Here is a 20,558-nt window from a genome sequence, read left to right as displayed (position 1 = left end):
CATCCTAACGCCGCGGCCTCACCATCCCGGCTCAATGGCGCCCCAGGCGCCGCAGCGCCGCGCGGATGCCGATGCGGTGAGCGGCGCCTGCCGGAGCGAGCGGGCACCCTGCGCATACCAGCGAGGAGGGGTCGGGGTCGCAAGCTCCCGACCCGCAGCCATTGCGGTAGTCGAGCACGACGACGTCGAGGCTGCCGGCCGCGCGGGCATGTTCGACGATCTGCTCGACGAAATCGCGCGGCAGGCGCATGGCCTGCGCGCATTGGCTGACGCTCATGCCGCCCTTGAGGCTGGCGACGACCCGCTCGACGACGCCTTGCGGGCGCCGGGCAGCCGCGGTGCCGTGTCCCGTGGCCCGGAAGGCGCCGTTCACAGCACCCACCTCAACGTCTGGAAGGCGATGACGGCCAGCAGATAGGCGACGACCAGGCCCAGGCCGACCGTCTGCATCGCCACCTTGCCGCCGAATTGCCTCTTGAGCTCGGCCACCGTCGCCAGGCAGGGCGTGTAGGCGAGCGTGAACAGCAGGAACGCTATGGCCGCGGCGCGGCCGTGGCCTGCCGACGTTTCGTCGAACGAGGTACGGATCGCGGCGCCCAGCGAGCCCTCGCCCTGCTGCGCTTCGTCCTCGTCGCCGGTATTGATGGCGTAGGACTGGGCGAGCGAGCCGACGACGACCTCCTTGGCGACGAAGCCCGTCATCAGGGCCGCCGAAGCGTGCCAGTCGCCGAAGCCCGCGGGCTTGAAGACGGGCGCGATGGCGTCCGCGACGACGCCGTACACCGAATCGTGCACGTCCTCGACGTCGCCGAACGACCCGGCGCTGGCCGTGGCCGGAATGCCCTGGAGGAACCACATGAGCACGATCATCGAAACGATGATCGTCGAGGCGCCCTTCATGAAGTTCCAGAGCTTGAGGAGCACCGATTTGACCAGCGCCACCGCCTTCGGGCACTGGTAGGGCGGCAGGCTGATGGCGAACGGCTCGGGTTCCAGCGAGCGGAACTTCACCTTGCGCAGCAGCACGCCGACGGCAAGGATGAGCAGCACCGAGAACACGTACATGCCGAATACGACCAGCCCGGCCTGGTCGCGGAAGAACGCGTAGGCGAGCACGAGGTAGACCGACAGGCGCGCGGTGCATGAGGAGAACGGAATCAGCATGCCGGTAAGCACGCGCTGGCGTGAATCGGGCAGCGTGCGGGTGGCGGCCAGCGCCGGTAGGTTGCAGCCGAAGCCCACGACGATCGGCAGGAACGCGCGCCCGTCGAGGCCCACCATGCGCATCGCGCGGTCCATGACGAAGGCGGCGCGCGCCAGGTAGCCCGAATCCTCAAGCAGCGACAGCAGGATGAACATGATGCCCATCGGTGGCAGGAACGTCAGCACGGTGACGATGCCGTCGATGACGCCGTCGACCACCATCCCGTGGAACCAGCCGTCTGCCGCGGCGGGGCCGAAGAGCGAGAACAGGCCGTCGGCCCCGCCGACGATCCAGCCGCGCAGGTCCCCGTCGATCCAGTCCTGCATCGGTCCGGCGAGCCACGTCGTGGCCTGGAACACCAGGAACATGATGGCGAGGAACAGCACGATGCCGAGCGCCGGGTTGAGCAGCCACCGGTCGATGCGGTCGGAGAGCGTTTCGCGCTGGCGGCTTTCCAGGTCGAGGCAGCTGATGACGCGCGCCGCCCAGTCGAAGCGCTCGTCGGCGCCTTCCTCGACCCACGCGCGCAGATCGGCGTGCGCGGCATCGACGGGTTCGAGCCCCTGCGGCATCGGGGTTCCGGCGAATCCGGAGGCAATGGCGTCCATCAGCTGCGCCGTTCCCGCGCCGGTGCGTCCGTCGACTTCGACGACGGGCACCCCCGACAGCGCGTCGCTGAGCGCCTGGGGGTCGACCCGCGCGCCGTTCCTGCGCGCCAGGTCGTTCATGGTCAGCGCCACGACGGTGGGGCGGCCCAGTTCGAGGACCATCGCCAGGAAATACAGGGAGCGCGAGATGTTCGTGGCGTCGAGGGTGGCGACGATGAGGTCGGGGGAGGGCTCGCCTTCGGCGCCCGTCACAGCCTGCGATGCCACTTCCTCGTCGGGCGACAGCGGCAGCAGCGAATAGGTGCCCGGGGTGTCGATCAGGTTCCAGATCCTGCCGTCGGGGCCCGCGTACTCGCCGCGTTCGAGCAGCACCGTGGTGCCGGGGGCGTTCATGACGCGCGCCTTGGCGCCGAGTATCGCGTTGAACAGCGACGATTTGCCGACGTTGGGGTTGCCGATGAACACCACGCGCGGCGCGCGGGGGGCTGTGCTGGCGCCGTCCGGGGCCGTGCAGCACGCGCCGCCGGCATCTTCGTGGCCGTGGCGGCGTTCGGGCAGGAGCGCGGCAAGGCCGCGCCGTGATTCATGGCAGTCATTCATCGTCGGCGTCTTTCGTGATCGGGAATAAGGGGGGGGCGGTGCCGGAATGCGCAGGGCGGCCTTGCGGGCCGTCAGGCTTGCGGCCCTACCGGCGCGACGGCGACGCCGGCACGCCCTTCGATGGGTGCCTTGAGCGCGACGTCGATGCTGCGTGCCGTGGCGCCGTCCAGCGCGATGCGCTCGTTGCCGCGGGCGACGACCCGGCCGCCGAAGCTGGCCTTCTGCGTGACCCGCACGACGGTGCCGGCGCGCAGCCCGAGCTCGAGCATGCGGAAGCGGTGCCGCTCGTCAAGATGGATTGCGCTGATGGTCACGTCGCGTTGCAGCGGGGCGTCGCGCAGCGTCATGCCGGCGCAGGGGGAAGGGTTCATGGTTCCGATTGTGGAGGAAATGCGAAAGGCCGTCAACCGATTGGCGCGAAATGCCGTGGAAAGGTTCCGCATTGCGGAATTTTTGGATTAGCGTCCATCAAAACGGATTAGTTATCCCTTCTGCGGGCATGCGCCGCGTTAATCCCAAAGCCAACCCGGCAACCTGAAAAGGGAGGGCGAGGTTCAATGGATGCATGGAAACTTTGCATACCGAAACCGTTGACTTCACTTCCGACAAGCCGATCTACGACTTCTACGTCGCCGGCCCGTTCTTCACGCATCCGCAGATGGAAAGCATGGAGCGGCTCGAACACGTGCTGCAGGTGCGGCACAAGAAGATGTTCCGCCCGCGCTTCGACGCGCCGCTCGACACGCTCGGCCCCGAACGCTGCTTCCAGACCGACCTCAACGCCATCGCCAACAGCGAGGCCGTCATCGCCAACGTGCTCGACGAGGATCCGGGCACGATGTTCGACATCGGCTATGCCTATGCGCTGGGCAAGCCGGTATACGTCTACGACGAGGGGATGCTGCCGGGCACGCGGATGAACCTGAAGATCGTCGAGGCCGCCAAGGTCATCCTCACCGGCCCGGCGGACCTCGAGGCGCTGCTCGATTCAGGCAAGTTCGAGTCGGTAAGCGTCGACATCTATTAAAGATTAGGGGGAACGCCGCGCGCGCCTGCCGGGGCGCGGCGGCGTCCCCGTGGCACAATGGCAGCTATGAACGGACCGAAGAACATGCGAGGGACGGCGGACGAGCCGGAAGGGGGCGCCCGGCACGGGCGCTGGCGGCGGCGCCTGGAAAAGCTGCGCAGCGCATCGTTCCTCACCGTCGTCGCCATCGTCGCCGTCGCGCTCGTCTTCGGATCGTGGTTCTTCGGCGGCAAGACGTGGTTGAAACGGCAGGAGACGATCGCCAGCGATTCGGCGACGCGCATTTCCAGCGACCTGGAAAAGCTGGCAGCCCCGCACGCTTCGGCCTCCGGCAAGGAGGAAGCTGCCGGCGCCACGCCGGAAAGCCTCGCCAAGGACGCGGTCGACGCGATGGGCATCGACGAGATGATCGGCCAGCTGGTCATGGTGCCCCTGTCGGCCGGGGAGGACGCCACCGCCGTCAAGGAGCTGGTGGAGACCGACAAGGTCGGGTCCGTCCTGCTGCTGGGCAACTGGACCGACGGCATCGCCGGGGTCCGGCAGGTCACGACCGCGCTGCAGTCCTACGCCGCCGGCAGCAAGCAGATGCCGCTGTTCATCGCCGCCGACCAGGAAGGCGGTCAGGTGCAGCGCCTGAAGGGAGCCGGCTTCTCCACGATTCCCTCCGCCGTCGAACAGGGCAGGATGACTGTGGCGCAGCTGCAGTCCGACGCGCAGACCTGGGGCGGCCAGCTGAACACGTCCGGCGTCAACGTCGACCTGGCGCCCAGCGTCGACACCGTCGTCATCGACCGTTCCTCGAACGCGCCGATCGGGGCGCTCGACCGCGATTTCGGCCTTGACGCCGATGGCAACGCCAGGCATGCCGTGGCGTTCATCGACGGCATGTCCGCGGCCGGCATCGCCTCCGCCGTCAAGCACTATCCGGGACTGGGCGCCGTGACCGGCAATACGGACTTCAGCGAAGAAGGCACCGTCGACGACGTCACGTCGGTCGACAGCATCCAGATGGAGGCGTTCACCAAGGCAATCAAGGAAGGCGATCCGCCGATGGTGATGATGTCGCTGGCGACCTACACGAACCTCGATCCGGGTTCCCCGGCCTGCTTCTCGCACTACATCATCACCGACATCCTGCGCGGCCAGACCGGCTTCGACGGCGTGGTCGTCTCCGATTCCCTGTCCGCGGCGACCGTTTCCGGGTTCCCCGCCACGCAGCTGGGCACCCGCTTCGTATCCGCAGGCGGCGACCTCATCTGCGTCGGGGACCGCAGCCTCGTCGAGCCCATCCTCGAGGGCATGGTGGGGCTGGCCAAAACGGACGCGACGTTCCGCTCGCAGGTCAAGGCGGCGGCCGAGCGCGTGCTCACCCTGAAATACCGCATGAACCTCAACCAGAAGAACTGAGCCGAAAGGCCACGCGCGCCGCTTGGAAAGAATCTGTGGAGCCATGTGGGGCTCCGCATGCTGAGAAGAAACTTCCGGTATGCTGGAACAATGTCTTTTTTCGATGCATTCGGACCGATGTTCACCCCCTCCAGCGGCGGCAGCGACCCGCGCAAGGGGAAGGACGGCAATTCCCCGTCTTCCGGACAGTCCGCTGATCCGGGCGACCCGGTCATCCTCGACGTGCAGGCCGACGGCGACGCCGCCGGTTCCGGTGCGCCTCCCGGCGGCTCCCACCCGCGCATCACGCGCAAGGCGCCGCGTCCCAGGCGCCCCCATTCCGGCCGCGGCACGAAGATCCTCATCGGCGTGCTCGTCGCGCTCGCCGTCATCGTCGCGCTGTTCTTCGCGCTCTCGCGGTTCGTCACCGACGTGATGTGGTACGGCCAGCTCGGCTTCGAGTCGGTCGTCTGGACCCAGCTGGGCACGAGAGTCGGGCTATGGGCCGTCTACGTCGTGGCGATGGGGCTCGTCAGCTACCTATCGGCGACGCTGGCGATACGCGCACGCCCCGACCGCGCGGACGGCTCGACGATCCGCTTCAACGGCGACACGATCGAGATCGGCAAGTCGGTCACGTCGAAGGGCGCGCGCCGCGTGGCCATCGTCTGCTCGGCCATCGCCGGCCTGGCGTTCGGCGCGCAGTTCAACTTCAACTGGACCGAGCTGCTGCTGATGTTCCACGCGCAGTCCTTCGGACAGTCCGATCCCCAGTTCGGGATCGACTACGGCTTCTACGTCTTCGTGCTGCCCGGCCTCAAGCTCATCATGGGTGCCGTCGAGGTGCTGCTGGTCGCCGGGCTGCTGTTCAGCGTCGTCACGCATGTGGCGATGAGCGGCATCCGGTTCACGATGCCCGTGCATGGCCGCGGCCTGTTCACGATGACCACGCGGGCGCGCCGCCAGATCGCCGTATGGTTCATCCTCGTCATGGCGGGCTGGGCCGCCAACCAGGGGCTCGGCATGTTCGACACGCTCACGCAGGAAGGCGATCGCATTACCGGCGCCACCTACACCGACGTGCAGGCCTCCATCCCCGCCATCGCCATCATGGCCGCCATCACGCTGGCCATCGGCATAGCCGTGGGCGTCTGGCTGCTGACGGCCAGGTCGCTGTCGGCCACGGCGCAGACCCGCTATGCGTCGCCGCGCGCCGCGTGGCGCGAATGGCGCGTGCCGGCCGTGTCCGTCGCCGTGGGCGTGGTGGCCGCACTGCTGGTCGGCGTGCTCTACCCTGCGCTGCTGCAGCGCTTCGTCGTCAACCCGAACGCGCAGGAGAAGGAGTCGGCCTATATCCAGCGCAATATCGACGCCACGCGCGCCTCCTACGGCCTCGACGCCGTCAAGACGGAGGAATACGACGCGACGACCAAGGCGGAAAGCGGCGCGCTGTCGCAGGAAGCGGAAACGACCGCGCAGATCCGCCTGCTCGACCCGCAGATCGTGTCGCCGACGTTCAAGCAGCTGCAGCAGATGAAGCAGTACTACACGTTCGCGGACACGCTCTCCGTCGACAAGTACGACATCGACGGCACGAGCCAGGACACCGTCATCGCGGCGCGCGAGCTGGACCTGTCGGGCAACGACAACCGCAACTGGGTCAACGACCACACCGTGTATACGCACGGCTACGGCGTCGTGGCGGCCTACGGCAACAAGGTCACCAGCGACGGGCAGCCCGAGTTCTTCGAATACGGCATCCCGACGCAGGGCTACCTGACCGAGACGCAGCATTACGAGCCCCGCATCTACTTCTCTCCCGAAGCGCCGGAATACTCCATCGTCGGCGCGCCGGAAGGCACCGAAAGCTGGGAGTTCGACTACCCGACCGGCTCGCAAGGCGCGACGACGACGTTCGACGGCGATGGCGGCCCCGGCCTGGGCAACATTTTCAGCCGCCTGATGTACGCCATCCGCTTCGGCTCGGACCAGATCCTGTTCTCCGACCGCGTCACCTCGGAGTCGCAGATCCTCTACGACCGCAACCCCAGGGAACGCGTCGCCAAGGTCGCCCCCTACCTGACGCTGGACGGCCGCGTCTATCCGGCGGTCGTCGACGGGCGCGTCAAGTGGATCATCGACGGCTATACGACCTCCGACCAGATGCCGTACGCGCAGATGACCGACCTGTCGGAAGCGACGCAGGATTCGACGACGGTATCGTCCGATACCGTCTCGTCGCTGGGCAGCAAGAAGGTCAACTACATGCGCAACTCCGTCAAGGCCACCGTGGACGCCTACGACGGTTCGGTCGACCTGTACGTATGGGACGAGGACGATCCGGTCATCAAGGCATGGCGGCAGATCTTCCCGGGCCAGTACCACTCCATCGCCGACATGTCCGGCGACCTGATGAGCCACATGCGCTATCCGGAGGGGCTGTTCAAGGTGCAGCGCCAGCTGCTGAGCAAGTACCATGTCACCAGCGCCAACCAGTTCTTCTCGGGCGAGGACTTCTGGCAGGTCCCCGTCGACCCGACCGAATCGAAGGCCGAGCAGGCCAAGGACGTGCAGCAGCCGCCCTACTACCTGACGCTGCAGACCGGCGGCGCCGACGAACCGGTGTTCTCGCTGACCAGCAGCTACATTCCGGCCGGCTCCTCCACCCGCGAGATCCTCACCGGCTTCCTGTCCGTCGATTCGGATGCCGGAAGCACCGCCGGGGTCGTCGGCCCCGACTACGGCACGATACGCCTGCAGGAACTGCCCAAGGACACGAACGTGCCCGGCCCCGGCCAGGTGCAGAACAACTTCAACGCGAACGCCGACGTGTCGAAGGAGCTCAACCTGCTGCAATCCGGCTCCACCCAGGTGGAGCGCGGCAACCTGCTGACCCTGCCGCTGGGCGGCGGCCTCGTCTACGTCGAGCCGGTATACGTCAAGTCGTCCGGCACGACCAGCTATCCGCTGCTCAAGAAGGTGCTGGTGGCCTTCGGCGACCAGGTGGGCTTCGCCGACACGCTGGACGAGGCCCTCAACCAGGTCTTCGGCGGCGATTCCGGCGCCGACGCGGGGGATGCGGCCAACACCGGCGGTTCCGGTTCCTCCGGCGGCGCATCGTCCGGTTCGTCCTCCGGGTCTTCGGGCAGCGCTCCCGAAGATTCGTCCCCGAAGGGGGATTCGGGCTCCTCCGGCACGTCCGAGGCGCTCAAGCAGGCGCTCGCCGACGCTTCGGACGCCCTCAAGGAATCCGACGAGGCGATGAAGAACGGCGACTGGAGCGCCTATGGCGAGGCGCAGAAGAAGCTCGAGGAGGCACTCAACAAGGCCATCGAGCTCGAATAGGCCGGCGTCCGGCAAGCGAAGGGCCCCCATCCGGGGCCCTTTTCCATGCCTGCGCCCCGTCATCGTATGCCGCCGCTACGCTGGCAGCCATGAACGATACGCACCCTCCCTACAGCTATGCCATGCGCCCGGCCGAGACGCACGACGCCGAAGCCATCACCGGCATCTACAACGCCGCCATCGAGGCGGGCGGCTCCTCAGCCGACACCACCCCGCGCACCGTCGCGCAGCGGCTCGCATGGATCGAAGGCCATGAAGACCCCTACCAGGTGTTCGTCATCGAGGCGCGCGGCGCGGACGGCGAGGCGCTGGGCACCGTCGGGTTCTGCGCGCTCGAGGAGTTCTACGGCCGCGCCGGCTACAACGGGGTCGCTGACGTCGCCTACTACGTCGACCCCGCCTGGAGGCGCCGCGGCGTCGGCTCGTTTGCGCTTGCCGGCCTGATCGACGAGGCGCGCCTGCGCGGCATGCGCAAGCTGGTCGGCATCATCTTCGCCACCAACCAGGGCTCGATCGCGCTGATGGAACGCTTCGGGTTCCGCAGGTTCGGGCTGCTGCCCGATGCAGCGACCGATTCGACCGGCATGATGCGCGACATGAGCTACTGGTACCGCGACATCGCCTGAACGGCGCGCCGTTTTGCGCCCAGTGCGTGGCGCCTTCGCATCCGCCCACGCCGCAGGCTACGATATGCTTGTCACTTTGGCCCGCACGCCCCAGGCGTGCGGGCATGCATGCGTTGGCGGCCCGGCCGCCGACATCACGAAACAGGCAGGAAGGCAGCATGTCGTCAGATTTTTGGCTGGTGGCCGGACTCGGCAACCCCGGCGCCAAATACCGTGGCACCCGGCACAACATCGGATTCGCAGCGGCGAACGAGCTCGCGGCACGATGGGACGTGAAATTCTCCAACCACAAGGGGCTTGCCGACCTCGGCAAGGGCACGATGTCGCTGCACGGCGAGACGAGGAAGTTCTTCCTGGCCAAGCCGCTGACCTACATGAACGAATCCGGGCAGGCCGTCGAATCGATCCGCGAGTACTACCACATCGACGCCGGGCATATCATCGTCATCCACGACGACATGGACCTGGACTTCGGCCGCATCAAGCTCAAGAAGGGCGGTTCCTCCGGCGGCCACAACGGCATCAAGTCCATCGACCGGTGCCTGCACACCCCCGACTACTTCCGCGTGCGCATGGGCACCGGCCACTCGTCGCGCGGCGGCGACGCCCATGAGAACTCCATCAACTTCGTGCTCGGCAAATTCAACAAGGCCCAGGAAAAGCAGATGCCCGCATTCCTCGCCGACGCGGCGGACGCCACGGAGGCGATCATGTTCGAAGGGCTGGCCAAGGCGCAGGACGTCTACAATGTGCGCTGAGCCACGCGACCGCGGCAGCCAGGAACCCCGCGAACTCGAATCCGGTTCCCTGTCGGGCCTGCTGGAGGCCCTGAACGCCGACGCCTCGTTCCGCAGGCTCGCCGCGGGGGAATGCGACGCCCCTGGATCCGGCGACCCCGCGCTGCTGGTCGGCGCCCCCGAAGGCATCCGCCCCGCGCTGGCGGCGGCGCGTGCCGCCCACGCGCCCGTCGTCATCGTCGTCCCCTCGAGCCGCCATGCCGAAGACACGCTCAACGCGGTGCGCAGCTGGTATGGCGGCGACCCGCAGGCCGTGGCGCTGCTCGAGGCATGGGAAACGCTGCCCCATGAGCGGCTTTCCCCCCGTGCCGACACCGTTGCCAACCGCATGGCGGTATTGCGCCGGCTGGCGCACCCCGAACCGGGCAGCGCGCTGTTCGGCCCCATCGACATCCTCGTCATGCCCGTGCGCTCGCTGATCCAGCCGGTCGTCGCCGGCGTCGGCGACATCAAGCCGCTGGTCTTCGCGCAAGGCGAGGAAATCGCGCTGGACGAAGCGGCCGAAGCGCTGGTCACCAACGCCTATACGCGCGTCGAGCTGGTCATGGACCGCGGCGAATTCGCCGTACGCGGCGGCATCATCGACGTCTTCCCACCCACGGCGCCGCATCCCGTGCGCATCGAGTTCTTCGGCGACGACATCGAATCCATCCGGGCGTTCCACGCCTCCGACCAGCGTACGTTCGGCGAGCCCATCGAACAGGTCTGGGCCACGCCATGCCGCGAGCTGCCCCTGACGCAGGCCGTGCGCGACCGTGCCCGCTCGCTCATCGGCTCCATTCCCAATGCCGACGACATGCTCGCTTCGCTTGCCGACGGCATCCCCGTGGAAGGCATGGAGTCGCTCACGCCGGCGCTGGTCGACGACATGCAGCCCGTGTCGTCGCTGCTCGACGAACGGGCCACCGTCATGCTGTGCGACCCGGAAAAGCTGCGCCGCGCCGTCGACGACCTGAACAAGACGGCCAATGAATTCCTCGCCACCAGCTGGCACGTCGCCGCTTCCGGCCATGGCGCGGGCGCGCCCATTTCATTCGACGCGGCCAACTTCTACGACTACGGGACCACCGTCGCCATGCTGGCCAACTCAAGGCGCGACGTGTGGAACGTCACCGCGCTGTCGGTGGACGCCTCGCTGCCGGGCCACGTCCAGCTCGACGCGCTGGCGCCCGGATCGTGGCGCGGCGACGAACGCAAGACGACGGAAGGCATGGCCGGGCTGCTGGCGGAGGGATACGGCGTCACCGTCACCGCCGCAGGCCAGGGCACGCTGGCGCGCCTCAAGCGCATGCTGGCATCCGCGGGCATCGCCCCCGTCGACGCGGTACGCTCCCAGGCATTCGATGGCTTCATCGATCCGGCAGCCCGCATCGCCGTGCTGACCGAACGGGACATCACCGGCCACGCCAGCGCGGCAGGCGCGCCCAGGACGCCTAAAAGGAAACGGCGCAACGCCATCGACCTCATGGAGCTCAAGCCGGGCGACTACGTCGTGCACGAACAGCATGGCATCGGCCGCTTCCTCGAAATGCGCCAGCGCACCACCGGCGCGGGAGCCGGCAAGGCCACCCGCGAATACCTCGTCCTCGAATACGCCCCCAGCAAGCGCGGCGCGCCGCCGGACAAGCTGTTTATCCCCACCGACCAGCTTGACCAGGTCAGCAAGTACATCGGATCGGACGCCCCCAAGCTCAACAAGCTCGGCGGATCCGACTGGGCGTCCACGAAGGCCAAGGCGAAGAAGCACGTCCACGAAGTGGCCGAAGACCTCATCAAGCTCTACTCGGCGCGTCAGCGCTCCAAGGGCTTCGCCTTCTCCAAGGACACGCCCTGGCAGAAGGAGCTCGAGGACGCCTTCCCATACCAGGAAACCGCCGACCAGCTCACGACCATCGACGACGTGAAGGCCGACATGGAAAAGCCCATGCCGATGGACCGCCTCATCTGCGGCGACGTCGGCTTCGGCAAGACCGAAATCGCCGTGCGCGCCGCCTTCAAGGCCGTCCAGGATTCCAAGCAGGTCGTCGTCCTCGTGCCCACGACGCTGCTGGCGCAGCAGCATTTCGAAACGTTCAGCGAACGCTTCGAAGGCTTCCCCGTCAACGTGCGCACGATGAGCCGCTTCCAGAGCGCCAAGGAGATCAAGGAAACCGAAGCCGGCCTGGCCGACGGTTCCGTCGACGTCGTCATCGGCACCCACAAGCTGCTCAACCCTTCCATCAAGTTCAAGGACCTCGGCCTCGTCATCATCGACGAAGAGCAGCGCTTCGGCGTCGAGCATAAGGAGACGCTCAAGGCCCTGCGCACCAACGTCGACGTGCTCTCGCTGTCCGCCACGCCTATCCCGCGCACGCTGGAGATGGCCATCACCGGCATCCGCGAAATGTCCACGCTCGCCACGCCCCCCGAGGACCGCCTTCCGGTCCTCACCTACGTCGGCGCCTACGAAGACGCCCAGGTCACCGCCGCCATACGGCGCGAACTGATGCGCGGCGGCCAGGTCTTCTTCCTGCACAACCGCGTCGAGGACATCTCCAAAACGGCGGCGAAGATCAAGGAGCTCGTCCCCGAAGCCAACGTCGGCATAGCCCACGGCAAAATGGGCAAGAAACAGCTCGACGAAGTCATCCAGGACTTCTGGCATCGCGACATCGACGTGCTGGTGACGACGACGATCATCGAAACGGGGCTCGATATCTCCAATGCCAATACGCTCATCGTCGACCACGCCGACCGGTTCGGCCTCTCCCAGCTCCACCAGCTGCGCGGACGCGTGGGGCGCGGGCGCGAACGCGCCTACGCCTACTTCCTCTACGATCCCGCACGGCCCATGACCGAGCAGTCGCATGAACGCCTCGTCACGATAGCCCAGAACACCGCCCTCGGCTCCGGGTTCGACGTCGCCATGAAGGACCTCGAGCTCAGGGGCACCGGCAACCTGCTTGGCGACGAGCAGAGCGGCCACATCGAAGGGGTCGGCTTCGACCTCTACGTCAGGATGGTCTCCCAGGCAATCGACGAATACAAGGAGCCCGACCGCGTCGAGCCGCTCGCCGTCACGATCGACCTGCCCGTCGAAGCCTCCATCCCCGTCGACTACATCGACTCCGACAAGCTGAGGCTGGAAATCTACCGCAAGCTCGCCGGCGCACGCAGCGAAGGCGACCTGAAGGCCCTGGAAGAAGAACTCAAGGACCGCTACGGCGAACCTCCCGAAGCGTTCAACGCCCTGTTCGACATCGCACGCCTGCGCGAACAGGCCCGGTCGATGGGCATCACCGACATCATCGCCCAGGGCAAGACGATACGCATCGGGAAGATCGAGCCGCCCGATTCGGTGCAGATGCGCATGGCGCGCATCTACCCGGGCTCGCAATACCGGCCATTGACGAAAACCTATACGGTTCCCACGCCGTTCGCAGGCTCGCTGGGGTCGGGGCCGATGCCCGAACAGGCCGTGCTGGCCTGGACCGAGCAGCTGCTCGCCGACCTGGCATGGAAGCCCGCTCCCCGCTCGCAGAAAGGCTAGTACAAGGAGCCCAGTGCCAGAAAGCCCGGGACGGAAAGCATGATGCATGAAGGGGCCGCAAGCCAATGGCGATGGCTTGCGGCCCCTCCCGGTTTCCGGCCCGGTCGCGCGTCCCTACAACAGCGCTCGCAGCCGGTCCTCGATGACGGCATGGTCACGGGGGCGCCCGAATTCGTCCAGCGATTCGCGCCCGGGGCATACGACGCCGTCCACGCGGCCGCCGGACAGCACGATGACCGTATCCGCCAGCCTGACGGCTTCCGCAAGGTCGTGCGTCACCATCACCACGGCGCAGCCGGTGGCGGCCTTCACATGGACCAGCAGGTCCTGCATGTCGAACCGGGTCAACGCATCCAGCGCGCCGAACGGTTCGTCGAGCAGCAGCAGGTCAGGCTGGCGCGCCAGCGCCCGGGCGAGCGCCACGCGCTGCTGCTGGCCGCCTGACAGGCCGGCCGGCCATTTGCCGGCATGGTCCTCGAGCTGCACGAGCCGCAATGCGTGGCTGGCGGCCTGTTCACGTTGCCGCTTGCCGCCGGCCAGTCCCAGCATGACGTTGTCCTTCACGCGGCTCCATGGCAGCAGCCGCGCATCCTGGAACATCATCGCCTTGCGCTCGGTAGACGCGGCATGGCCTGCGCTCGGCTCCATGAGCCCGGCGATGATGCGCAGCAGCGTGGACTTGCCGCAGCCAGAACGCCCGACGACCGCCACGAATTCGCCTGGATGGACGGAGAGCGAAACGTCGTGGAGCACCTCGGTGCTGCCGTACCGGGCGCCGATGCCGTCCAGCTGCGCCACCAGGGCCCCGTCGCCGGCGCTCATGCGGTGCAGTCCATCACGTAGTCGTCCAGGTCGGGGGCTTCGTCGATGAATCCGAAGTCCACGTACTGCCGGGCGAGTTCGTCGAGCATGGCGCGGCCGTCGGCGTCCACCGGCAGGATCGTCGGCACGCTGAAGCCCTTGATGACGTCCATGATGCCCTCGGAGGCGCCGAAGCCCGCATAGGCGTCGTAGATGAGCGACGGGTCCTCGGCGGCCTTGTCCGCCTCCGCCTTCAGCGATTCGTACATCTTGACGACCACTTCGGGGTGCTCGTCGGCGAATGCCTTCGAGACGATGTGGATGCTCACGTTCTTCGAACCGTACTGGTCGCCGGTCACCAGCAGCCTGGAGCCTTCGGTGGCGATGCCGGCCGCGAGGTTCTGGTCGTAGGAGGCGAGCGCGTCGATCTGGCCGGACTGGAAGGCTGCCGAGAAATCGTTCTGGCTCAGCTCGACTTCCTCGACGTCGTCGGCGCTCATGCCGGCCGCTTCCAGCGCGGCGTGCACGATATAGTCGCCGGTAGCGCCCTTCTTGTCGATGCCGATGCGCTTGCCCTTCAGATCGGCCACGGATTCGATGCCGGTGCCCGGTGCCGCCACGATGCCCTGCGAATCGCCGGTATAGTATTCGATCGCGTAGGCTACCCACGGCACTTCCTCGGCCGCCAGCTTGATGAAGTGGCCGGTGCCGGTGCTGGTCGTATCCGCGTTGCCGGACAGCACGGCCTGCTGCGCTTCGGAGGGCACGTTGAACGGCCCGGAGAATTCGGCGGCATACGGCGCCATCGTATCCTTGACGAAATCCTCGTCCTTGAGCGTGGTCAGGTAGTTGGCCGTCGACAGGTAGGCTACGCGTATCGTGGCCTGTTCTCCGGAGCCGTCCGCGTTGGCTGCGCCGCATCCGGCGCTTGCCGCGATGGCGAGGCAGGCGGCGGCCGCCGCGACGGCCTTGGCAGCCGCGCGCTGCAGCCCTGTGGTTCTGGCAATGGTCATGGTTGTTCCTTGCGTTCGATGGGTCATTGGATTGATGGGGGTTGGATTGATTGGGGATGCTTGCGCCGGCCCCGATGGCGTCCTGACGCCGGCGCGGCCTATGGCGCGCTAGCGGCGCCAGGGCATCGCCGCCTTGGACAGCAGGTTGACCAGCGCTTCCGAAAGGAGCCCAAGCACGGCGTAGACCGCGATGCACAGCACCATCTGGTCGGTGCGGGAGAATTGCTGGGCCCGCGAGAGGATGTAGCCCAGTCCCGTAGAGGCATTGACGGTTTCGCAGCTGGCCAGCGCGATCCACGCCACGACCGTTGCGAAGCGCAGGCCGGTCATCAGCCCGGGCAGCGCCCCCGGCAGGAGCACCTTGCGCAGCGTCTGCATGCGGGTCAGGCCGTAGGCGCGCGCCAGCTCCATCAGCTTCGGGTCGATGCCGCGGATGGCGTCGCGCAGGTTGACGTAGATCAGGCCGAATGCGCCGATGGCGATCAGCGTGACCTTCATCGTCTCGCCGATGCCGAGCAGGATGATCAGCAGCGGCGTCAGCGCCGGGAAGGGAATGGAGCGCAGCATATGCACCGGCTTGTCGGCGATGGCGTATCCCAGCGACGACGAGCAGGTCAGCGCGGCCAGGGCGATGGCGGCCACCAGCCCGGCGCCCAGGCCGAGCCCTACGCGCGCAAGGCTGGTGGCGAGCGAGGGCAGCAGGATGCCTTCGGCCTGGAGGTCGGCGCCGGCGGCCACGACCTGCGCGGGGGAGGGCAGGAACGAGCCGCCATTGCGGGTGGCCCACGCCCACAGCGCGATAAGCAGCGCAATCGAGCACCATGGCAGCGCGGCGTGCGCAGCCACGCTCCATCGGCGTCTGGCGGATGGCGCCCGCTGCGCAGGCGCGTCGGAATCGCCGGAATGCGCAGTGCTGCGCGCCGGCAATGAAACGTCGGACATGACATTCCCTTCGATAGTGCTGGCTATATCAGGTTCGACGGGTATGATCTCAGCCTTCCGGCCCCGCTTCGGCGCCCAGTCGACGGATGCGCGAGCGTTTTTAAGGGGAAATCGAAGGCACCCCGTGCCACAAGCAGCCACAGTAGGGCATGGGGGCGTCAGGCAACGGTGCGCATTCCGCAATGCGGAAAGGCCGCCGAGGCATTTGTGAGCGCGCACGGCAACGGCCGCCTGCAGGTGCGTCATCGTCCAATAAGCGCACTACGCTTGGCCTTGTCATCACAACCTACACATAAAGGAGCAGTTGTGGCAGCAATTGAAAGCGTGTATGCACGCCAGATTCTTGATTCCCGCGGCAACCCGACCGTCGAGGTCGTTCTCGACTGCGAAGACGGCGCCCGTGGCCTGGGCCTCGTGCCGTCCGGTGCTTCGACCGGCGAGGCGGAAGCCTGGGAGCGTCGCGATGGCGACAAGTCCGTCTACCTCGGCAAGGGCGTCCTGAACGCCGTCAAGGCCGTCAACGAAGAGATCGCGCCGAAGATCATTGGCATGGACGCCACTGACCAGCGCGCCCTCGACGACCTGATGATCGAGCTCGACGGCACCCCGAACAAGGACCGTCTGGGCGCGAACGCCATCCTCGGCGTCTCGCTGGCCGCGCTCTATGCCGCCGCCCAGTCCGCCGAGCTGCCGCTGTACCGCTACATCGGCGGCACCAACGGCCACATCCTGCCGGTTCCGAACATGAACATCATGAACGGCGGCGCCCACGCCGACTTCGCCACCGATATCCAGGAGTACATGATCTCCCCGTACGGCTTCGACACCTACTCCGAGGCCCTGCAGGCCGGCGTCGAGGTCTACCACACGCTGAAGAACGTCCTGAAGAAGGAAGGCCTGGCCACCGGGCTGGGCGACGAGGGCGGCTTCGCGCCGAAGATGAAGACCAACGAGGACTCGCTCAAGTACATCATGGACGCCATCTCCGCCGCCGGCTACGAGCCGGGCAAGCAGATCGGCATCGCCCTTGACGTCGCTTCCTCCGAGTTCTACAACAAGGAGACCGGCAAGTACCGCTTCGACGGCGAAGACCGCGACGCCGAATACATGCTCGACTTCTACGAGAAGCTCGTCGACGAGTTCCCGATCGTCTCCATCGAGGATCCGTTCCAGGAAGAAGGCTGGGAAGACTGGGCCAAGATCACCAAGGCCCTCGGCGACCGCCTGCAGTTCGTCGGCGACGACCTGTTCGTCACCAACCCGGTGCGCCTGAAGAAGGGCATCGACATGGGCGCCGGCAACTCGCTGCTCGTCAAGCTCAACCAGATCGGCACCGTTTCCGAAACGCTCGACGCCATCGAGCTGGCCACGAAGAACGGCTTCACCTCCATGGTGTCCCACCGTTCCGGCGAAACCCCGGACACGACGATCTCCGACCTCGCCGTCGCCAAGAACACCGGCCAGATCAAGACCGGCGCCCCGGCCCGCGGCGAGCGCATCGCCAAGTACAACCGCCTGCTCGAGATCGAGGAAGAGCTTGGCTCGACCGCCGAGTACGCCGGCTACAACGCCTTCAAGGCCTGCAAGAAGTACATGTGATAGACATCGCGCGGCCGTAGCATCGCTGCAGCGCCGCGCGTGAGCCACTAGCTTCTCCCGCCGCTTCCGCAAGTCGAAAGCGGCGGGTATTTTTTGTGCTATGACATCTCGCCCACGTCCGAAGCAGCAAGCCCCGGTGAAGAAAGCCAAGGGCGGCGGCGGTCCCGTCGCCTTCTTCGTGGCGCTGTTCATCATCGCGCTGGGCGCCATACAGCTGATTTCGACGTTCCATACCTACGCGCTGAATCTAGCCGAGCTCAATGCGCTGAAGAAGCAGGAAGCGTCCCTGATAGCGCAAAAGCAGGAACTGGAAAACAACATCGAACGCTGGGACGACGATGCGTATGTCATCGCGCAGGCCAGGGAACGCCTCGGCTTCGTGTTTTCCGGCGAGACGCCGATCAAGGTCGAGCATCCCGAAGCGGTCACCGGCGAGACGTCTGCCGATGCGCAGGAGCAGGGCGCTTCGGATTCCGAATCGACGCTGCCCTGGTACAGCGAGCTTGCCTATTCGCTGAGGGAAGCCGATACGCACAAGAGCGCCGAAAGCTCGCAGGGCGAAGCGGGGCAGGCGTCTTCCGGCGCGTCCGCCAGCCCGTCCGGCTCGTCCGATCCGTCTGCGGACTCCGGCGAGTAAGGCACCGCTGCAAGCGGCGTGCGTCCCCTTTTTTTTTCTATACAAGATTGGAATGATTTCGTGGTTGCTTCATTCAACGCCGCGGCCCTGCTGGACCGCATCATGGCACAGCCGGCGACGCCGGCCGACATCGAACAGGTCGAACGGCAGCTGGGGCGTTATCCGCGCGGCATGGTCGCGGTCGGCGCCCGCTGCGCGTGCGGCCGGCCGCTGGCCGTCGTCACGCGCCCGCAGCTTGAAGACGGCACGCCGTTCCCTACCAGTTGCTATCTGACGAGCCCTGAAGCGGTCAAGGCCGTCTCGCGCCTTGAGGCCGACGGCGCGATGAAGGCGTTCAACCAGCGCCTCGCCGACGATGAGGGCCTGCGGGATGCCTATGCACAGGCCCACCGCATGTACCTTGAGTTCCGCCATGAGCTCGCCGCACGCACCGGCGACAGCGAGGAGCATATCGAGGGCATCAGCGCCGGCGGGCTGCCGGAGCGCGTCAAATGCCTGCATGCGCTGCTGGCCCAGACGCTGGTGATGGGACGGGGCGTCAATCCGGTAGGCGATGAGGTGCTCGACCTCGTCAAGGACGAATTCGATCCGGCCGTGTGCCGCTGCTCGCTGTAGAAAGGATTCCCATGGCTTCGCGCTCAGCCGTCGTCGCCGGCATCGATTGCGGCACCAACTCCATCCGCCTGAAAGTGGCCCGCGTATACGAGGACGGGACGATGGAGGACATCGTCCCGCGCGTCCTGCGCGTCGTGCGCCTCGGCCAGGACGTGGACAAGACCCACCGGTTCGCCCCCGATGCGCTGGAGCGCACCTACGCGGCCGTCCGTGAATTCGCGGACATTCTCAAGGATCATCCGGTGCAGGCCCTGCGCTTCGTGGCTACCAGCGCCACCCGGGACGCCTCCAACCGCGAGGAATTCGAGGACGCCGTCGAAGCGCTGCTCGGCGTGCGCCCGGAAGTCATCCCCGGCACCGAAGAGGCGGCGCTGAGCTTCCTGGCCGCCACGTCGAACCTCGAGGGGTCGCACGCCGAGGCGCCCTACATCGTCGTCGACCTCGGGGGAGGGTCCACCGAGCTCGTGCTTGGCGGCGACGGCGTATCCAGCCCGGCCACCGAAGTGCGCCAGGCGTTCTCGATGGACGTCGGCTCCGTGCGCATGACCGAACGCCATCTGCATCATGATCCGCCCACCGAAGAGGAGATCGGCGAGGCATGCCGGGACGTCGACGCCCATATCGACGAGGCGCTGCGCCATGTCGACGCTGGAGAAGCCCATACGATCATCGGCGTGTCGGGATCGGTGACGACGATGACGGCGCTGGCGATGGGGCTCAGGGAATACGACCACGGCAAGGTGGACGGCGTGCGCATGCCGTTCGAGCGCGCCTTCGCCGTCGACGACCGGTTCCTGCACATGACGCGCGAAGAGCGCCGCTCCTACAAAACGATCCATCCGGGCCGCATCGACGTGGTGGGCGGCGGCGCGGTCGTGCTCAGCCGCGTGCTCGACCGCCTCGGCCAGGCGGCCTACGAGGACCATGGCCAGCAGCTAGACTCCTACATCGCCAGCGAGCACGGCCTGCTCGACGGCATCGTGCTCGACCTCGGCGCCCGATTGCTGTCGGGCCGGTAGGTGTGGCATAATACCGAAACGTGTGCGGGCGTCGTCCCGCAACGCTGGCCCCTGTGGCGGAATGGTAGACGCAGCTGACTTAAAATCAGCCGCCTAGGCGTGTGGGTTCGAGTCCCACCGGGGGCACCTGTTTCGACGATGTTGCGCAATGGTAACGCGGCCGTAGCGCGGCACCGTCTACACTGGAGCATCAACCAACCCATCGGCCAACCAGGGGAGCGCAATGTCGTCCAGCAGCTTCAACATTACGAAAAACAAGGTTTCCGGCGTACCCGTCATGCTTGCCCAGGCAGTGGTGGCGGCGCTAGCGCTGTGCCTGGGGGAGGCGCTGTGCTCGCCGGTATACGTCAGCCTGACCCGCGAAGCGGTCTTTCCCGTCCTGCCATGGGCGCTCGTTGCCTGCCTGTTCGCCGTCGCGTTCAGCTATGTCGTCGGCTTCGCGGCGCTCTGGTGCTGCGAATCGTTCGCCTACCGCATGAAGCCGAAGGTGCAGCCGCTGGCGTATGCGGTCATCGGCGCCATCGCTTTCGGCGTCTGGACGCGGTTCGTCATCGTGTCCATCATGGACCAGATCTGCGCGTCGGTAGGCGTCGGGGCGATGGAATCGGGAAGCGTCACCCTCGCCACCGTCAATGGCGCCGTATTGGGCTTGGCGGCGTTTTTCGCCGCGTCGACGCTGGGGGAGCGCTTCAGCCGCCATCGCGCAGCCGTCATCGCCATCGGCGTCGCCACGGTCGTGCTGGCCGTCGCGGGAGCCTACGTATTGGCGTGCATGGCGGGGGCGATTGGCTAGGGATTCTTGGAAAAGCC

Annotated in this window: 17 protein-coding genes, 1 tRNA gene and 1 riboswitch; of the genes, 12 read left to right on the top strand and 6 right to left on the bottom strand. The window is 66.7% G+C overall.

The window, feature by feature from the left end; all coding sequences use genetic code 11:
- Positions 1-31 precede the first annotated feature (31 nt).
- From AC1AXT_RS01385 to AC1AXT_RS01375, 3 genes are all read right to left on the bottom strand, one after another.
- Entirely contained in the window at positions 32-373 is a 342-nt protein-coding gene (locus AC1AXT_RS01385; RefSeq protein ID WP_476540019.1) for a hypothetical protein, read from the bottom strand.
- Complete coding sequence (gene feoB, locus AC1AXT_RS01380) at positions 370-2,412, bottom strand: ferrous iron transport protein B (RefSeq protein ID WP_476540017.1); 2,043 nt, start codon at positions 2,410-2,412, stop codon at positions 370-372. Before feoB ends, AC1AXT_RS01385 begins: the two co-directional genes overlap by 4 nt.
- Before the next feature lie 71 nt (positions 2,413-2,483).
- A complete protein-coding gene (locus AC1AXT_RS01375) occupies positions 2,484-2,783 on the bottom strand; it encodes a FeoA family protein (protein ID WP_476540016.1) in 300 nt (99 codons plus the stop codon).
- Positions 2,784-2,977: 194 nt separating this feature from the next.
- Between AC1AXT_RS01375 and AC1AXT_RS01370 the strand changes: the two genes are divergently transcribed.
- From AC1AXT_RS01370 to mfd, 6 genes are all read left to right on the top strand, one after another.
- Positions 2,978-3,439: a nucleoside 2-deoxyribosyltransferase gene (locus AC1AXT_RS01370; RefSeq protein WP_476540013.1), complete on the top strand. Its 462-nt coding sequence runs from the start codon at positions 2,978-2,980 to the stop codon at positions 3,437-3,439.
- A 66-nt stretch (positions 3,440-3,505) separates the two neighbouring features.
- Positions 3,506-4,846 (top strand): glycoside hydrolase family 3 N-terminal domain-containing protein, encoded by a 1,341-nt coding sequence (locus AC1AXT_RS01365; RefSeq protein WP_476540012.1) that lies wholly within the window; start codon positions 3,506-3,508, stop codon positions 4,844-4,846.
- A 90-nt stretch (positions 4,847-4,936) separates the two neighbouring features.
- Complete coding sequence (locus AC1AXT_RS01360) at positions 4,937-8,170, top strand: UPF0182 family membrane protein (RefSeq protein WP_476540010.1); 3,234 nt, start codon at positions 4,937-4,939, stop codon at positions 8,168-8,170.
- Between the two features lie 89 nt (positions 8,171-8,259).
- A complete protein-coding gene (locus tag AC1AXT_RS01355; protein ID WP_476540008.1) occupies positions 8,260-8,796 on the top strand; it encodes an N-acetyltransferase family protein in 537 nt (178 codons plus the stop codon).
- A 158-nt stretch (positions 8,797-8,954) separates the two neighbouring features.
- Entirely contained in the window at positions 8,955-9,554 is a 600-nt protein-coding gene (gene pth, locus AC1AXT_RS01350) for an aminoacyl-tRNA hydrolase (protein WP_476540006.1), read from the top strand.
- A complete protein-coding gene (gene mfd, locus AC1AXT_RS01345) occupies positions 9,544-13,122 on the top strand; it encodes a transcription-repair coupling factor (protein ID WP_476540004.1) in 3,579 nt (1,192 codons plus the stop codon). The genes pth and mfd overlap by 11 nt, the downstream gene beginning before the upstream one ends.
- Before the next feature lie 114 nt (positions 13,123-13,236).
- Here mfd and AC1AXT_RS01340 read toward each other — a convergent pair whose 3' ends face one another.
- The 3 genes from AC1AXT_RS01340 to AC1AXT_RS01330 form a co-directional block, all read right to left on the bottom strand.
- Entirely contained in the window at positions 13,237-13,944 is a 708-nt protein-coding gene (locus tag AC1AXT_RS01340; RefSeq protein WP_476540002.1) for an ABC transporter ATP-binding protein, read from the bottom strand.
- On the bottom strand, positions 13,941-14,936 hold the full coding sequence (locus AC1AXT_RS01335) for an ABC transporter substrate-binding protein (RefSeq protein WP_476540000.1): 996 nt from the start codon (positions 14,934-14,936) through the stop codon (positions 13,941-13,943). Before AC1AXT_RS01335 ends, AC1AXT_RS01340 begins: the two co-directional genes overlap by 4 nt.
- 108 nt (positions 14,937-15,044) lie before the next feature.
- Entirely contained in the window at positions 15,045-15,878 is an 834-nt protein-coding gene (locus AC1AXT_RS01330) for an ABC transporter permease (protein WP_476539998.1), read from the bottom strand.
- Positions 15,866-16,013, bottom strand: a riboswitch (TPP riboswitch). (Overlaps the previous gene by 13 nt.)
- Before the next feature lie 171 nt (positions 16,014-16,184).
- Here AC1AXT_RS01330 and eno point away from each other — a divergent pair.
- The 6 genes from eno (at position 16,185) to AC1AXT_RS01300 (ending at position 20,541) form a co-directional block, all read left to right on the top strand.
- A complete protein-coding gene (gene eno / locus AC1AXT_RS01325; protein WP_476539996.1) occupies positions 16,185-17,477 on the top strand; it encodes a phosphopyruvate hydratase in 1,293 nt (430 codons plus the stop codon).
- 100 nt (positions 17,478-17,577) lie between these two features.
- On the top strand, positions 17,578-18,114 hold the full coding sequence (locus tag AC1AXT_RS01320; RefSeq protein ID WP_476539994.1) for an FtsB family cell division protein: 537 nt from the start codon (positions 17,578-17,580) through the stop codon (positions 18,112-18,114).
- Positions 18,115-18,216: 102 nt separating this feature from the next.
- Positions 18,217-18,729, top strand: coding sequence for a DUF501 domain-containing protein (locus AC1AXT_RS01315; RefSeq protein ID WP_476540504.1), 513 nt, complete (start codon positions 18,217-18,219; stop codon positions 18,727-18,729).
- Between the two features lie 11 nt (positions 18,730-18,740).
- Complete coding sequence (locus AC1AXT_RS01310) at positions 18,741-19,748, top strand: Ppx/GppA phosphatase family protein (protein WP_476539992.1); 1,008 nt, start codon at positions 18,741-18,743, stop codon at positions 19,746-19,748.
- Between the two features lie 47 nt (positions 19,749-19,795).
- Positions 19,796-19,874, top strand: a tRNA-Leu gene (locus AC1AXT_RS01305).
- A 97-nt stretch (positions 19,875-19,971) separates the two neighbouring features.
- Positions 19,972-20,541 (top strand): cadmium transporter, encoded by a 570-nt coding sequence (locus AC1AXT_RS01300; RefSeq protein WP_476539990.1) that lies wholly within the window; start codon positions 19,972-19,974, stop codon positions 20,539-20,541.
- Positions 20,542-20,558 lie beyond the last annotated feature (17 nt).

The sequence above is a fragment of the Bifidobacterium sp. LH_450 genome (genome assembly GCF_056356715.1).
Note: the sequence above shows the minus strand (reverse complement) of the source record. Positions and strands in the feature narration are given on the sequence as shown.

What these genes read in the sequence shown, in the direction of transcription:
- AC1AXT_RS01370 (WP_476540013.1), top strand. Translation starts at nt 2,978, where the DNA reads ATGGAAACTTTGCATACCGAAACCGTTGACTTCACTTCCGACAAGCCG.
- pth (WP_476540006.1), top strand. Translation starts at nt 8,955, where the DNA reads ATGTCGTCAGATTTTTGGCTGGTGGCCGGACTCGGCAACCCCGGCGCC.
- AC1AXT_RS01340 (WP_476540002.1), bottom strand. Translation starts at nt 13,944, where the DNA reads ATGAGCGCCGGCGACGGGGCCCTGGTGGCGCAGCTGGACGGCATCGGC.
- feoB (WP_476540017.1), bottom strand. Translation starts at nt 2,412, where the DNA reads ATGAATGACTGCCATGAATCACGGCGCGGCCTTGCCGCGCTCCTGCCC.
- AC1AXT_RS01330 (WP_476539998.1), bottom strand. Translation starts at nt 15,878, where the DNA reads ATGTCCGACGTTTCATTGCCGGCGCGCAGCACTGCGCATTCCGGCGAT.
- AC1AXT_RS01315 (WP_476540504.1), top strand. Translation starts at nt 18,217, where the DNA reads ATGGCACAGCCGGCGACGCCGGCCGACATCGAACAGGTCGAACGGCAG.
- AC1AXT_RS01335 (WP_476540000.1), bottom strand. Translation starts at nt 14,936, where the DNA reads ATGACCATTGCCAGAACCACAGGGCTGCAGCGCGCGGCTGCCAAGGCC.
- AC1AXT_RS01375 (WP_476540016.1), bottom strand. Translation starts at nt 2,783, where the DNA reads ATGAACCCTTCCCCCTGCGCCGGCATGACGCTGCGCGACGCCCCGCTG.
- AC1AXT_RS01365 (WP_476540012.1), top strand. Translation starts at nt 3,506, where the DNA reads ATGAACGGACCGAAGAACATGCGAGGGACGGCGGACGAGCCGGAAGGG.
- AC1AXT_RS01360 (WP_476540010.1), top strand. Translation starts at nt 4,937, where the DNA reads ATGTCTTTTTTCGATGCATTCGGACCGATGTTCACCCCCTCCAGCGGC.
- mfd (WP_476540004.1), top strand. Translation starts at nt 9,544, where the DNA reads ATGTGCGCTGAGCCACGCGACCGCGGCAGCCAGGAACCCCGCGAACTC.
- AC1AXT_RS01355 (WP_476540008.1), top strand. Translation starts at nt 8,260, where the DNA reads ATGAACGATACGCACCCTCCCTACAGCTATGCCATGCGCCCGGCCGAG.
- AC1AXT_RS01310 (WP_476539992.1), top strand. Translation starts at nt 18,741, where the DNA reads ATGGCTTCGCGCTCAGCCGTCGTCGCCGGCATCGATTGCGGCACCAAC.
- AC1AXT_RS01320 (WP_476539994.1), top strand. Translation starts at nt 17,578, where the DNA reads ATGACATCTCGCCCACGTCCGAAGCAGCAAGCCCCGGTGAAGAAAGCC.
- AC1AXT_RS01300 (WP_476539990.1), top strand. Translation starts at nt 19,972, where the DNA reads ATGTCGTCCAGCAGCTTCAACATTACGAAAAACAAGGTTTCCGGCGTA.